This is a genomic window from Corynebacterium ihumii (genome assembly GCF_028609825.1).
GTDB lineage: Bacteria > Actinomycetota > Actinomycetes > Mycobacteriales > Mycobacteriaceae > Corynebacterium > Corynebacterium afermentans.
Map to the genome: position 1 here is coordinate 155,211 of NZ_CP063190.1, position 14,292 is coordinate 169,502.

A 14,292-nucleotide genomic window follows, 5' to 3' on the forward strand; every position below is an offset into this window, starting at 1 on the left:
AGTATCAAGGCCGCCGACACGGTTCTAACGGTGCGCATTCCCGACGATGTGCTGGCGGTGCGCCTCCCGCAGCAAGTCGGGCGCGAGTGCTAAGAACAATGCCATGAAATCGGGCAACGCGTGGCGGTTGGTGTGTGCGCTTCTGGCGCTGGTTGTCGGGGTGTTTTTGCCCATGAATCCGGCCGACACATGGGCGAATGCGGGGCGCGATGCTGAGGTTTCGGGCGCCCCGCAGGTCGGCCCCGACAACTTGGGGGATGCGCGCCGCGCCGCCGGTGAGGCCGGGCAGCAGGCGAAGGTGCTCAAGGAGGGCGCCGGCCAGCTCGCCGCGGGCATTGGCGAGGCGCAGGGGCAAACTCAGCAGCTTATCGACGCCCTCGCCGCCGCCCAGTCCGGCTCCCAGCAGCTCGCCGACGGCATGGTTGAGCTCCAGGCCGGCACTGGCCAGCTGGGCGCGGGCGCGACGCAGCTGGCGGATTCCATCGGCGAGGTGGTCGGCCAGGTGTCCGGGTTTGAGGCAGTGCGCGGCCAGGTGGTCGGCGCGATCGACCGTTCCCTGGAGGAGCTCAAGGGCGCGAAAGACCCGGAGGCGGTCAAGGCCCGCGAGTCGCTGAAGGACCTGCGGGCCCAGGCGGAGACAGCCCAGCTGCCGCCGGACGTGGTGGCGAAAATGAACCAGCTGCGCGACGGCTCCCGCGACCTGGCCAACCAACTCGCCGTACCGGGCTACGGCTACCACGACGGTATATATACAGCCACCAACGGCTCCGCCGAGCTGGCCGCGGGCTTGCGTGAGCTCCAGGCGCAGACCGGGCAGGCCACCGGCGGCATCGACGAGCTGGTCGCCGGCGTGGAAAAGATCAACCAGATGGCGGGCATGAACGCCGACAAGGTTGGCGCGGTGCGCGCGGCCCTGCCGGTGCCGGCGGCCGCGTCGGGTGCCGCAGAGAACGCGCCGGCCGGCTCAACCCTCGCCCCGGTGGCCGCGATGTTGCTTGCGGCGATGGCCGTGCTCGGCGGCACCGCGCTGGCGGCGGCTGCGTGGTTCGCGTCCCGCGGGCGCTGGTGGATCCTGGGCGTCGGTTCCGTGGTTTTGGCCGCCGCGGGCACCATCTTGGCCGGGGTGATCGGATCTGGGTTCAGTGTGCAGGAATACGGGGTGGCGTTTGCGGGTCTGCTGCTGGGCACGCTCGCTAGCGCGGGGCTGGCTTCCGTGTTAAGTCGAGCATTCGGCGCTGGGGTTGGTCTTGGCGCGGCCGGCGTGCTCGCCTTGGTGCAGACCGGACTCGTCGGCTGGGTGTGGCGCACCGCGACCACCGCGCAGGTCGACTCTGCGTGGGTTTCGTTGTCCCAGGCAGCGCCGATGCACTGGGTGTCCACCGCTGTCTCGGCGGGCGGCAACGGTGGCGACTACCGCGGCATCGTCTCGGCGGTGCTGCTGTCCGCTCTGCTTGCGGTGGCGGGCCTGGTTGGGGCACGGGGGCGTCGTCATCCGTGTCGGTACCAAGACCACCGGTGACAACACCGAGTCCGTGGAGTCTGAGATCCCGTTCTATGTGAAGGTTGAGTTCGACCCGAACATGCCAGCCGGCACGTCTGAGACTGTGACCGAGGGCAAGCCGGGCAAGAAGACGGTGACGATCAAACGTGGCGTCACCACATCCGCGTGGGCACGAAGCAGGTGGAGCCGGAAGAGCCGGCCCCAGCGCCGTCACCAAGCGTTGAGCCCCTGACCGTCGAGCTGCCGTACCCGGTGGAGTACGTCTTCGACCCGAACCTGCCTGCAGGCGAGGAGGTCGTTGACCAGGAGGGCACCCCGGGTGCTAAGACGCTCCGCCCGAAGCTGGAAATGGTCGACGGCAAGCCGGTGTGGACGATCGAAGAGGTTGAAACCCAAAAGCCGGTCCAGCGCGTTGTTCGCCTGGGCACCAAGCAGCCGGAAACCAACCCGTTCACCTGGACCTCCGAGGTTCCGTTCAACACGACCGTTAAGCCCAACCCCGAGCTCGCACCCGGCGAGAGTCGCGTTGTGCAGGTTGGCGAGAACGGCTCCACGAAGCACTCCGCAGACCCGGCAACCGGCGAGGTGACCAAGCTCGAGGAGAAGAAACCGGTCGAGCGCATCGTCGAATACGGCCCGAAGGACGATGTCGCCGTGACCAAGGTGACGCGTCCGGTGCCGTTCGAGACCGAGGTGATTTACGACCCGGATCTGCCGGAGGGCGCGCAGCGCATCGAGCAGGGTGAAGTCGGTGAAGAAGTTGTCACCACCACCCAGGAATTCAAGGACGGCAAGCTGGTTGGCGAACCGACCACGACCACGGAGCGGACCCGCGAGCCGAAGAATGCCGTCATCCGCATCGGCACCAAGCAGACGCCGATGGACGCGTCCGTGACCGAGCTGGAGGTCCCGCCGACCACGCAGCTGATCTTCGACCCGTCGCTCGAGCCGGGCGAGCAGGTTGTTGTCCGCGAGGGCACGTCGGGCACCGTCCGTGTGACCACCGTCGATGATGAGACCACCGTGGAAAACACCCTGGACGCCATCCCGCGCCTCGTCCGCGTTGGTGCGAAGCAGCCGGACCAGCTGAACTGGCTTGAGCCGCTGCCGTTCAAGGTGATTGCGACGGAGAACCCGAACCTGCCAGCTGGCGAGCACAAGGTGATCCAGGAAGGTAAGCCGGGCCTGGTGCAGCACGTGGGCGACACCGCCACCACTGTCACCGAGCCGCAGGATTACCTTCTGGAGATCGGCACCGCGAAGGATGTCCAGGAAAAACGCGAGGTCATCACCGAGCCGATCCCGTTCGAGACCATCTTCATCGAGGACGACACCCTGGCCGCTGGTGTGGTCAAGGTGGACACCCATGGCGAAAATGGTGCCAAGCGCACCACCAAGGTCTGGGAGATGAAGGAAGGCAAGGAACTCGGCGACCCGACGGTGACCGACGAGACGCTGCGCGAGCCGACCAACCTGGTCATCCGCGTGGGCACCGGCAAACCGGTCGAGGAAAAGCCGGAGGATCCGAAGCCGGAGCAGCCGAAGCCGGATACTCCGGTGGAGGACGAGAAGGGCTCGTCCGCGGAGCGTTGCGTCGCCAACGCGTTCGCCGCGAACAGCCCGCTGCTGTGGCTGCTGCCGGTCGGTCTTCTCGGCGCAATCGGCTACGGCGTCAACGAGATGTACGGCCCGCAGATCAACCAGGCATCCGGCGCGTTGAACGCCCGCTGGGAGGCATTCGTCCGCGAGAACACCCCGGACTTCGGCCACGGCCACCGTGGCATTGAGAAGCCGGAGTGGGTCCGCCAGGCGGAGGCTCAGGCCAACGCGCTCAACCAGCAGTTCAATCAGCGCTTCGCCGGCTACGGCGAGCAGCTGCGCCCGGTGGGTATCGCCCTCGGCGCCCTTGCTGCAGTCGCGCTGACGGGCACGCTGATCGCGCAGGCTTGTAGCGAGGAGGGCTTCGACAACGGGATGACCGTGCTCGGATCCACCGAGCGCAAGCTGAACTTCGGCGGCTCGTCCGATAAAGCGGGCGAGGCAAAGGCCGGGTCCTCCCGCGAGCGTGAGGCTGGTTCTTCGAAGAAGACCGCGCTGACCACCGCCGCGAAGCCCGCAGGCGAGAAGTAGCTCGCGCTAGCCCACGCGAAGAAAGACGGCTCCCGGAGCGATCCGGGGGCCGTTTTTCGCGTTTGAAGGTCCGGTTGCTGGGGGAGTAGTCAAACCTCTCGTGACGAATAAAGCGCCGCTAGTTGAACACCGATTTCACTTACCTGCAACAAATATAGGGCCAGGAGCTGTGCTGATGCGGACGTAACCTGAAATTCACCTGAATGTCACCTCCTGTACGCAACCTGGGAGTAGCTTGCGCCATGGTTACAAAAACCGTCCCTCTTACCTCAAGGAATTCTTATGCGTTTCTCCTCCAAGGCAGTGGCAGCTGTCGTCAGCGTCTCCGCGCTGGCACTGGCAAACCTGCCGGTTTCTCTCGCTCAGTCCGCGGAGCAGGCGTTCAACGGCAAGGACACCTGCATCTCCATTGATTCCGAAGGCAACGTCGTCGCGCCGCAGCCGGGCGATTGCACCCAGTTTGGCAAGGGCGGCCAGGGCAACTCCGACGCCCAGGCCCGCAACGTCATCTTCATCCTGGGCGACGGCATGGGCCACCAGGAGATCACCGCGGCGCGCAACTACCTCAAGGGCGCGAACGGTCGCTTCGAGGGCCTCGACGAGCTCACCGCGTCCGGCGCGTACACCACCTTCGCAATCGGTGAGGACGGCAAGCGTCAGTACGTCACCGACTCCGCCGCGTCCGCGACGGGCTGGTCCACCGGTGGAAAGACCTACAACGGCGCGCTGTCCGTGGACATCACAGGCAAGCCGCATGAGAACCTCCTGGAGATGGCCAAGAACGCCGGCATGCGCACCGGCAACGTCTCCACCGCGGAGATCCAGGACGCCACTCCGGGCGCGATGCACTCCCACATTTCCAAGCGTGGCTACTACGCGCCGTCCGGCGACGCGAAGCCGGTCAAGGGTGCTGAAGCTCGCGAAAACGGCGGTCTCGGATCCATCTCCGAGCAGATCATCGATACTCGCGCCGACGTTACTCTGGGCGGCGGCCGCAAGTACTTCGACGCCGAGGTGCTTGAGGGCGGCGAAAACCGCAACCCGTTCCTGACGGAGAAGAACGACGGCGGCGCTGACTGGGAGGACGGCAAGTCCGTCCGCGAGAACGCGATTGCCAAGGGCTACCAGGTTGTCGACGACAAGCAGGGCCTCGAGGACATCACCGTAGCGAACCAGGACCAGCCGGTGCTCGGCCTGTTCCACGACAAAAACATGACCCGCAAGTTCGAGCAGACCGTACCGGTGAAGTCCGATGGCACCACCGAGCCTGAGGTCTGCAAGGAAGCTGATCGCGGTGACGAGCCGTCCGCAGCTGAAATGACCAAGAAGGCCATCGAGCTTCTCGACGACAAGAGCTCCGACAAGGGCTTCTTCCTGCAGGTCGAGTCCGCATCCATCGACAAGGCGGACCACGCGGCCGACGCCTGCGGCATGATCGGCGAGACCGAGCAGATCGACGAGGTGATCAAGGAGGCCCTGGACTTTGCCAAGGCTGACGGTGAGACCATGATCGTCGTCACCGCCGACCACGCACACACCGCGGAAATCATCCCGGACGGGCGCCCGTCCGTCTCTGCTGTGACCCGCCTGCAGTCCCCGAAGGACGGCGGCGCGGTCATGTCCGTCGGTTTCGGCACCCAGCCGTGGTTGGATGAGAACGGCAACCCAGTTTTTGACAAGAAGGAAAACGGCGACCCGTTCGACACCCCGGGCTTCTCCATGATGCACACCGGCACCCAGGTGCGCATCGCAGGCTTCGGTCCGGGTTCCGAGAACGTCAACGGCCAGCTCGACCAGACCGACGCCTTCTACGTCATGGCGAACGCGCTCGGACTCAACGGCGGCACCGACGGTGGCCAGAAGCCGTGGAAGATCAATAAGGACAACAAGGTCGTATCCCTGGCCAACCGCTCCAAGGCGAAGCCGGGCGACGAGCTCTGCTACCTCGTCGCCGCTGGCGAAGCTCCGAAGGTGGGCGACTGCGCCCAGTTTGGCAAGGACGGCCAGGGCATCGACAACGCCAAGGCGAAGAACGTCGTGGTCCTGATCGGCGACGGCACCGGTGATTCCGAGATCACCGCAGCCCGCAACTACCTGAAGGGCTCCGCTGGCCGCTTCGAGGGCCTGGACAACCTGGACTATACCGGCTACCTGACCACCTTCTCCCTGGAAAAGGAGACCGGCCTGCCAAACTACGTGGCAGACTCCGCCGCCACCGGTACCGCATGGAACTCCGGCGTGAAGTCGTACAACGGCGCCATCGGTGTGGACAACGCCGGTAAGCCGGTCGCCACCATGGGTGAGCTGGCCAAGGCCCGCGGGATGAAGATCGGCAACGTCTCCACTGCCGAGATCCAGGACGCCACCCCGGCGGCCTTCGCCGCGCACGCGCTCGACCGCTCCTACTACGCACCGTCCGGCGACAAGAAGGTGGCCAAGGGCGATCAGCTGCGTGAAAACGGCGGTTTGGGCTCCATCTCGGAGCAGATCGTGGACCTGCGCGCCGACGTCACTCTCGGCGGCGGCAGCAAGTACTTCGACACCGAGGTCGTTCAAGGCGGCAAGTGGAACGCCAGCGGCAACACCTGGACCGCCGGCAAGTCGGTGTTGGACAACGCGAAGGACAACGGCTACCAGGTGGTGACGAACGCGTCCGAGCTTGAGGCCATCGCCGAGGCCAATTCCGACAAGCCGGTGCTGGGCCTGTTCTCCGAGGGCAACATGCCGCGCGTGCTCAACCAGTCCATCCCGACGACCGACGGTGGCGACCAGCAGCCGGCGACCTGTGTGGCGAACCCGGAGTTCACCGAGGAGACCCCGCGCTTGGGCGCGATGACCTCCAAGGCGCTGGAGCTGCTGCAGAACGACAACGGATTCCTGCTCCAGGTCGAGTCCGCGTCCCCGGACAAGGCCGACCACCAGGCGGACGCCTGCGGCCTGATCGGTGAGGTTGGTCAGCTCGACGAGGCCGTCCAGGCTGTGCAGAAGTGGGTCGAAGAGACTGGCGAGGAGACCCTCATCGTCGCCACCGCCGACCACGCCCACACCGCGCAGATCACCTACGACAACGCCAACACCGCTGGCCGCGTGACCCAGCTGACCACGGTGGATGGCTCCACCATGGCCGTCAACTTCGCCACCTCCAAGACAAACGAGGACGAGGACGCCCTCGGTGGCCAGCAGCACACCGGCGCGCAGCTGCGCGTCGCGGCATCCGGCCCGGGTGCGGCGAACGTGACCGGCCAGATCGACCAGACTGACCTGTTCTTCCTGGTCAATAATGCTCTCGGCATCGAGAGCATTAACCACGGTCTCACCTTCGACACCACGATGACGCCGGTTGAGGCCCAGCCGGAGGGGGATTCCGAGGGCTCTGCGCAGGGATCCTCGACCACCAGCCCGTGGCTGATCGCCGTGCTGTCCATCTCGGGCATCATCGGCCTGCTGTCGCTCATCTCGCTGCTCTTCCCGTTCCCGATCGATGAGGTGCTTGGCCCGATCGCGAAGCGCTAAACGCCTCACGCTTATCGACGCCACGTCCCGTCCACCCCGCAATTCTTAAGGGGTGGGCGGGATGTGTCATTGACGCGGCTCTTTGGACTACAAGCCGGGCATGCTTATGCCGGGCAGGTTAATGCCCAGCATCGGCAACGCCGCCGCGATGCCAGCCAGCGCCAACAGGGCAGCGATTACGCCACCAACGATGGCGGCGACGTTCGGGGTATCCTTCATGTCGCCCGGCTTGGTCTTATCCAGCGCGATGGGGGCAGTGGGGAAGTCCAGCTCCTTCACGTCGCCGCTGGCGCAGGAGGTGGCGGCCGCGGCGTTAGCTTCGTCGATAAGCTGCTGGTTCATGAAGAGCATGCCGCTGGGGGTTGCGGACCATGCCTCGTAGAGCTCGGTGCCCTCGGTGAACGGGGCTTCAGCCATCGGCGTGGTGGAGGGGCCGACCATCCACGCGTCCACGTTGACGTCCTCGAGGGTGGTGGCGGTGGTCGGTTCGGTCTCGTCGAGCATCCGCAACGCATCGGTGTACGGCTTGACCAGCTCTGCCGGCAGGATCTTGGAGTAGTCCGGCGCCTCGCCTTTGAGAGCGGACTCGTTGGCGGCCATGACACCCGGGTAGACCGTCTCCACAGCGGCGATGAAATCGCGGGCGCGCTCGTGCGCGCCGATCTGCTTGGCCTGGTCGAAGGTGTCCATGATGAACTCCTTCTCCATGTCCGTGAGGGTGACGGCGCAGTTCCCGCCCGCGTCCTTCTCGCCGACGGTGGCGGCGTGTGCCGGGGCGGCGACGGCGCCGAGCGCGATCACGCACGCGGCGGCGCTGGTGATGATGCGTTTCATATGGACTTCCTTGAGGTGTAGGTGTGTACTCGAAGCGGTACACGCACCAGTGTGATGGGGGCCATGTTGCAAGAGCGTTAACGCGGAGGGTGAGCATGCACCCCGACGCCCCCAAATGCGAAAAACCCGCCTTGAAAGGCGGGTTTGTGTTGGTCGGGATAACAGGATTTGAACCTGCGACCTCTTCGTCCCGAACGAAGTGGAACTGCCGGAGTGTGTCGTCTACCTCGTAGTTCACGTTTGTTCGGGGCTCTCTTGCGTGTCTCGTTTGTCTCGTATCGTCACCCTGGGTGACAAACGGGTGACAAGAATGTGCCATGAGACGGGCACGAAAGAAGCGAAGAAATCAGTCCACGTTGGACCTTGTGAGCATCCGGTCGGTCAGTTAAGTGCCCCGCGATGAGCTCGTCGCAGCATGCACGTTGACATCGAGCAAGAAGTTACTCAGTCATCCAGAACGCTTTCACCTTCTTAGGTTGATCCATGCCTACAGATAATCTTGGTCATGTTTCGGCTTCGTTGCAGCGTAAGCGAAAGCACAAATAAAGAGCCCTGCTGTAGCGGCAACTATAGCGCTATCGTTAATTCCATAAAGTAACAGCAACGTCGCCGAAGCTAGGTAACTGACGAAAGAAATAGCGAATAAAACCGCTCCCCAAATCGAGCGATCACTAACCAGCGGATGATTGGGACGGCGTCTGCATGCGGAATAGCTTGCAGTAGCCATGACCACTGAGGCGCTGAGAGTTATCAAAATTGGAAACCAAGAGCTAGCCAAAATTTGCACCTCCACTCTTCCAATGCCCTGGCAAAGGTACCGTAACAATTACGGAACAAATACGCTCCCCTTGTGGAACCAGCAACGTACCCGCGATTGGGACGGAGGCACGCAAGGTCTGGAACAAAGAACGTAGTCCTCGGGGAGCTCCCAAAGACCGCAGTGGGAGAAGGTGTTCGGTCAAGTCCTGGGAAGTGGTGTATTTGGCTTTCGGGTATGTGGTTAGTTTCGGGGGCGGGTGCTTGGGGCCGTCTCGGGGGCGGGGGTGGGTTAGCATTAGGCGGCGATCTTTTTGCTGTCGGTGGGAGTGTCGTCGACGAGGTTGGCAGCGATGATTTCCTTGGTCTGGGTCAGGCTGGTCAGCGACATGTAGCGTTTTTGCTGGATCCACTCATCGTGTTGTTCCACCAGGATGGCCCTGACCAGCCGGATGACGGCTTCACAGTTTGGGAAGATCCCGACGACGTCGGTGCGACGTCGGATTTCTCGGTTGAGCCGTTCGGTGGGGTTATTAGACCAGATCTTGGTTCATACCGGTTTCGGTGCAGTAGTAAAAAGCTAACAGCGCATCGGGTGATTCCTCCAGGTAGTCGGCCACATGAGGAAATTTTTGCCCGCAGAACTCTACAACCTCACGGGCCTGAGCACAGACGCTGTCAGCGTCGGGCTGCTGGAAGAGAGTGTGAAACATTGCCGATAGCGTCGGCCATTGTGTTTTCGGCACCTGCGAGTAGAGGTTCTTCGCGGATTGGGTCCGGCACCGTTGCCAACTCACCTGCGGTAAGCAGTGACCAACGGCTGCTTGGATACCAAGATGTGCATCACTGGTGACGAGGAAAACCCGGTCAGGCCACGGGCGATTCAGTCGCGGAAGAACCCAGTCCAAAAGGCAGTGGACTCAGCCGTGGCGACCTGCATGTCCAACAACTCCCGGTAGCCAGGTGACAAACAAAGCACAAAAGAAACGGGCCGAATCACTGCATTTGAAGTAAATGCAGGTCATCGACCCGTTGAGATGGTCGGGATAACAGGATTTGAACCTGCGACCTCTTCGTCCCGAACGAAGCGCGCTACCAAGCTGCGCCATATCCCGGTTGTATCTGCAGGCTCTCGCCCGCGGTACTGGCAACACATTACCCCCGGGTGGCGATTCGGCCAAAACACCAGGTAGGTCGGCCTATTCTCCTCGCTCCACCACGCGGATCAGGCTCGCGGACGGCGGACAGAACAGCCGCACCGGCGCGTACTTGGACTGGCCCAGGCCGTTGGAGACCTCCATCCACATCTCGCCGTACTTGTGCAGGCCGGATGCGCGCTCGCGGTCGATGTCGGCGTTGGTTACAATCGCGCGCTGACCGGGGAGGCAGATCTGCCCGCCATGGGTGTGGCCGGACAGGGCAAGCTGGTAGCCGTCGGTTTCAAATGAATCCAGCACCCTCCGGTACGGCGCGTGGAGCAGGCCAATGGACAGATCCGCGTCCCTGTTAGGCGCGCCTGCCACCTCGGAGTAGCGGTCCAGCTCGTGGTGGGGGTCGTCCACGCCCGCCAGCGCCAGGCGCACCCCGGACGCCTTGAATTCCAGCCGGGCGTGGGTGGCGTCTTGCCAGCCGCGCTCCACAAACGCGGCGCGCATGCCCTCCCAGGGCAGGTCCTCATATGACGGCTCGCGCTTCGCCCCGGTCAGGTACTTCAGCGGGTTGACCGGCCGTGGCGCCCAGTAGTCGTTGGTGCCGAACACGAACGCGCCCGGGCGGTTCAGCAGCGGGCCCAGGGCGTCGAGCACCCACGGCACGCCGCCGACATCCGACAGATTGTCGCCGGTGTTGATCACCAGGTCCGGCTCGAGCGCGTCCAGGCTGGAGACGAACTCCACCTTCTGCCTCTGTCCCGGGATCATGTGCAGGTCGGACACGTGCAGCACCTTGAAAGCATCCCGCCCGTCCAACACACCCGGTGCGAGCAGGGGCAAGGTGTATTCACGCAGCTGGAAATTGTTGCGTTGGGTGTACCCCCACGTCAGCGCGGCGGCGCCCGTCGATAGGCAAAGTGCTCCGATTCCCGTCAACTTCTTCACCCGCACCACTGTAATCTCGCATGCATGAGTGCACTGAAAGACCAGATCCGCGCAGACCTCAAGGAAGCCATGAAGGCGAAGGAAAAGGAGCGCACCGGCACCATCCGCATGCTGCTGGCCGCGATCCAGACCGCCGAGACCGTGGGCTCCAAGCACGAGGTGGATGACGGGGAGATTCAGAAGATCATCGCCCGTGAGATCAAGAAGCGCCGCGAGTCCGCGGACATTTATAAAACCAACGGCCGCGACGACCTCGCGGACGCCGAGCTCGCGGAGGCGGGCATCCTCGAGGCGTACCAGCCGAAGCAGCTGGATGACCAGGAGCTTGCCAAGCTTATCGACGAAGCTATCGCCGAAACCGGTGCCGAATCCATGGCCCAAATGGGGCAGGTCATGAAGGCCGCCACGGCGAAGGCTGCAGGCCGCGCCGACGGCAAGCGCCTGTCCGAGGCCGTCAAGGCCCGCCTGAGCTAGTTCGGGGCTGCGTCGTTGCCGGCGTCGTTGCCGACGCCAAAAGCGTCGGCGATGGCATCGCGGGCGTCGTTGAGCGATTGCTCGAGCCCCTCGATGCCCGGCGGGGGAGCGGGGCTTGGCGAAGGCGGCGCGGTCGGCGACGTGGGCGCCGGCGAGGTGGTCGGCGGCGCGGTGGGACTAGCGCTGGTAGCGCCGGCGCCGTCAGAGATGTTGAGAGTCACCGTGGTATTCGCGCCGTCCTGAACCGCAGAGACCACCGTGCCAGCCGGCGCGCCGGCGCCGTAAACCGTGTTCAGCGTGACCACGTAGCCCTGCGCCTCAAGCTGGGACTTCGCGGCGGAGGAGTACTGGCCGACCACCGCGTCCAGCGCCCCGCGCTTGGTGCCGCGCACGTGCGCCGGGCTCGCAGGCGGCAAACCACCAGCCGCGGCACCCGGCACCCCGGCCGCAGCCTGGAACCAAGTGTCTGCGGCCTCGTTGCCGCCGAACAGGGTGCCGTACTGGCACTGGCGCACCGGCTGGGTGCAAAGCGGGGTGGACTGCACGCCGTCGTTGTAGATGTACGGCGCCGCCGCCATGCCGCGGGTGAATCCCAAAAACGCGGTGGAGTGGTGGGACTCCGTCGTGCCCGTCTTCGCGGCCGTTTGGGCTGACCAGCCGTTGTTGCGGGCAGAAGCGGACGCGGTGCCGTCGATAATGTCCTTCGACATGCCGTGCGACAAGGCGCCGGCGACCTCCGGGGATACTGCCTGTTCGCAGGCGGGACGGTCGATAAAGACTTGCTTGCCGTGCTGATCCAGCACTTCCTTGATCGGGTTCGGCTCGCACCAACGCCCACCCGAGGCCAAGGTGGCGCCCACGTTGGACAGCTCCAGCGCGTTGACCGCCAGCGGACCCAAGGTGAAGGCACCCATGTTGTCCTCCTTCGCCGCCTGGGCGATGGAGCGGCCGTCGCCGAACGAGTTCTCGTCCGCGTACGAGCGCAAGCCCAGGCGCACCGCCAAGTCAACCACCGGCGTCACACCGGTTTTCTGGATCAGCTCCACAAACGTGGTGTTCGGCGACTGCGCCAGCGCATCCTGCAGCGTCATACGCGGGGCGTAAGTGCCGGCGTTTTCCACGCAGTAGGCACCCGGCGGGCAGTTGGCTGCGCCGCCGCCGCCCATGCCGTAAAGCACCGCGCGCACCGGCGTTTCCAGCATCGTGTTCAAACCGTAGCCCTGCTCCAGTGCCGCGGCGGCGGTGAAGATCTTGAACACTGAACCTGCGCCGGCACCTACCAGCGACACCGGCTGCGGCAGGATCGTCTGGCTCTGGTCCAGGTCCAGGCCGTAGAACCGCGAGGACGCCATGGCCAAAATGTCGCGGGAATCAGCGCCGGGGCGGACGATGTTCATCACCTCGGCCACACCCGGGGCATAGGGGCTGACATTGTTGCGGACCGCGTTGTTGGCCACCTGCTGCACCGCCGGATCCAAGGTGGTGGTGATGGTGTAAGAGCCGTTGAGGATGGTCTCCGTGTCCAGCCCCTTGTCCTCCAGGTAGCGCAGGGCGTAGTCGCACATGAACCCCTTGTCGCCGGCGGCGATGCAGCCCTGTGGCAGCGTCTTCGGTCGCTCCAAGATGCCCAGTGGGGTGCCGGCCAGGCGGTCCGCTTCCGCCTGGTCCATGTAGCCCTGGGCTGCCATGTTGTTCAAAACCACGTTGCGGCGCTGGGTGGCTCCCTCCGGGTTGGTGTACGGATTGAGCGCTTCCACGGACTGCAGGATGCCCACCAGGAGTGCCGCCTGTTCCGGCTTAAGGTCGCGGGCGGGGACGTCGAAGTACGTTAGCGCCGCCGCCTCGATGCCGAAGGCGTGATTGCCAAAGGAGACGAGATTGAGGTACCTGGTCAGCACCTCGTCCTTTTCCAGCGTCTTGTCCAGGTCGGAGGCCATGCGCATCTCGCGCAGCTTGCGCGGGATGGACTGCTCGGTGGCGGCGTTGGCCTCTTCCTCGTTTTCCGCGTCGATGAGCCAGAGGTAGTTCTTCACGTACTGCTGGTTGATCGTGGACGCGCCCTGCTCCACACCACCGGCGAGCACGTTGGTCACCATCGCGCGGGCGAAACCTTGCATGTCCACGCCTTCGTGCTGGTAGAAGCGGCGGTCCTCCGTTGCCACCAGGGCGTCTTTGACGTGCTGGGAGATCCCGTCGCTGGCCACCTCGTAGCGGCGTTGCTTGAAAATCCAGGCCATGGGGGCGCCGGTGGCGTCGTTAATCGTGGTGACGCCGGGGACTTCGCCGTGCGTGAGGTCGGAGAGATTGGACTGCATCGTCTCGTCGGTGCGGGCGACGGCGGCGCCGCCCAGGCCTGCGACAGGAGCGAGGCACAGGGCAATAGCCAGCGCCGCAGCAACGAGCGCGGCCAGCAGGCTTCCTAGGGATTTCAGTGCGGACACGCCAATACCTTAAATGACTGGGCATGTGCGTGGGAATATAAAAGCCCCCCCGAAAATGTGATCCATTCGACAGCAAACTTTTTTATGTGATTACATTTACATGGGACCGGAGATATGCGGTCAGATGTATAAAACTGCGCCCAGGAGGCGGCGCAGGCGAACGAGAAAAGGAGCACGGCTATGAGCACGGCTTTGGGTAACAGGACGCAGCGAAACGCACAACGGACCACGTCCCGCAAGTGCGACGCATCCGGACATCTCGTTTTTGACCGGGGGGATTGGGTAACTCACGCACAGTGCCGCGGCAAGGACCCGGACGCCTTGTTCGTGCGCGGCGCGGAGCAGCGTAAGGCGGCCGCGATCTGCCGCGCGTGCCCGGTACTCACCGAGTGCCGAGCGGACGCGCTGGACAACAAGGTCGAGTTCGGTGTCTGGGGCGGGCTGACGGAGCGTCAGCGCCGCGCGGTGCTGCGGAAGAACCCGCACGTGACCGACTGGGCGGAGCACCTGTCCGCCGGCGGCGAAGTTGTCGGCCTGTAGGTAGTCT

General features: G+C 64.3%; 9 protein-coding genes, 1 tRNA gene and 1 pseudogene. 6 read left to right on the forward strand and 5 right to left on the reverse strand.

Going from position 1 to position 14,292, the window contains the following annotated elements:
* The first annotated feature begins 103 nt into the window (after positions 1 to 103).
* From CIHUM_RS00695 to CIHUM_RS00705, 4 genes are all read left to right on the forward strand, one after another.
* The gene (locus tag CIHUM_RS00695; RefSeq protein ID WP_034996927.1) at positions 104 to 1,519 is read left to right on the forward strand and encodes a hypothetical protein; all 1,416 of its coding nucleotides are present in this window, start codon (positions 104 to 106) and stop codon (positions 1,517 to 1,519) included.
* Positions 1,520 to 1,532: 13 nt separating this feature from the next.
* Positions 1,533 to 1,733, forward strand: a complete 201-nt coding sequence (locus CIHUM_RS11020) for a G5 domain-containing protein (RefSeq protein WP_074431956.1) — start codon at positions 1,533 to 1,535, stop codon at positions 1,731 to 1,733.
* A complete protein-coding gene (locus CIHUM_RS00700) occupies positions 1,667 to 3,631 on the forward strand; it encodes a G5 domain-containing protein (protein WP_034996929.1) in 1,965 nt (654 codons plus the stop codon). Before CIHUM_RS11020 ends, CIHUM_RS00700 begins: the two co-directional genes overlap by 67 nt.
* 282 nt (positions 3,632 to 3,913) lie before the next feature.
* Positions 3,914 to 7,144 carry an alkaline phosphatase gene (locus tag CIHUM_RS00705; protein ID WP_051106221.1) on the forward strand — a complete coding sequence of 1,077 codons (3,231 nt, stop codon included), beginning with the start codon at positions 3,914 to 3,916 and terminating at the stop codon, positions 7,142 to 7,144.
* Between the two features lie 87 nt (positions 7,145 to 7,231).
* Here CIHUM_RS00705 and CIHUM_RS00710 read toward each other — a convergent pair whose 3' ends face one another.
* The 4 genes and pseudogenes from CIHUM_RS00710 to CIHUM_RS00725 all read right to left on the reverse strand — a co-directional run bounded on the left by CIHUM_RS00710 (position 7,232) and on the right by CIHUM_RS00725 (position 10,875).
* Complete coding sequence (locus tag CIHUM_RS00710) at positions 7,232 to 7,978, reverse strand: hypothetical protein (protein ID WP_034996930.1); 747 nt, start codon at positions 7,976 to 7,978, stop codon at positions 7,232 to 7,234.
* A gap of 1,054 nt (positions 7,979 to 9,032) precedes the next feature.
* Positions 9,033 to 9,695: pseudogene (locus CIHUM_RS00715) on the reverse strand (IS256 family transposase); the annotation flags it as partial.
* Positions 9,696 to 9,772: 77 nt separating this feature from the next.
* Positions 9,773 to 9,849 (reverse strand) — tRNA-Pro (locus tag CIHUM_RS00720).
* A gap of 84 nt (positions 9,850 to 9,933) precedes the next feature.
* Positions 9,934 to 10,875 carry a metallophosphoesterase gene (locus CIHUM_RS00725; RefSeq protein ID WP_392389853.1) on the reverse strand — a complete coding sequence of 314 codons (942 nt, stop codon included), beginning with the start codon at positions 10,873 to 10,875 and terminating at the stop codon, positions 9,934 to 9,936.
* Between CIHUM_RS00725 and CIHUM_RS00730 the strand changes: the two genes are divergently transcribed.
* Entirely contained in the window at positions 10,855 to 11,304 is a 450-nt protein-coding gene (locus CIHUM_RS00730) for a GatB/YqeY domain-containing protein (protein WP_034996935.1), read from the forward strand. The genes CIHUM_RS00725 and CIHUM_RS00730 overlap by 21 nt on opposite strands.
* Here CIHUM_RS00730 and CIHUM_RS00735 read toward each other — a convergent pair.
* Positions 11,301 to 13,745 carry a penicillin-binding protein gene (locus tag CIHUM_RS00735; protein WP_051106223.1) on the reverse strand — a complete coding sequence of 815 codons (2,445 nt, stop codon included), beginning with the start codon at positions 13,743 to 13,745 and terminating at the stop codon, positions 11,301 to 11,303. The two genes, CIHUM_RS00730 and CIHUM_RS00735, sit on opposite strands and share 4 nt — an antisense overlap.
* A gap of 180 nt (positions 13,746 to 13,925) precedes the next feature.
* Between CIHUM_RS00735 and CIHUM_RS00740 the strand changes: the two genes are divergently transcribed.
* Positions 13,926 to 14,285, forward strand: a complete 360-nt coding sequence (locus CIHUM_RS00740; protein ID WP_034996937.1) for a WhiB family transcriptional regulator — start codon at positions 13,926 to 13,928, stop codon at positions 14,283 to 14,285.
* Positions 14,286 to 14,292 lie beyond the last annotated feature (7 nt).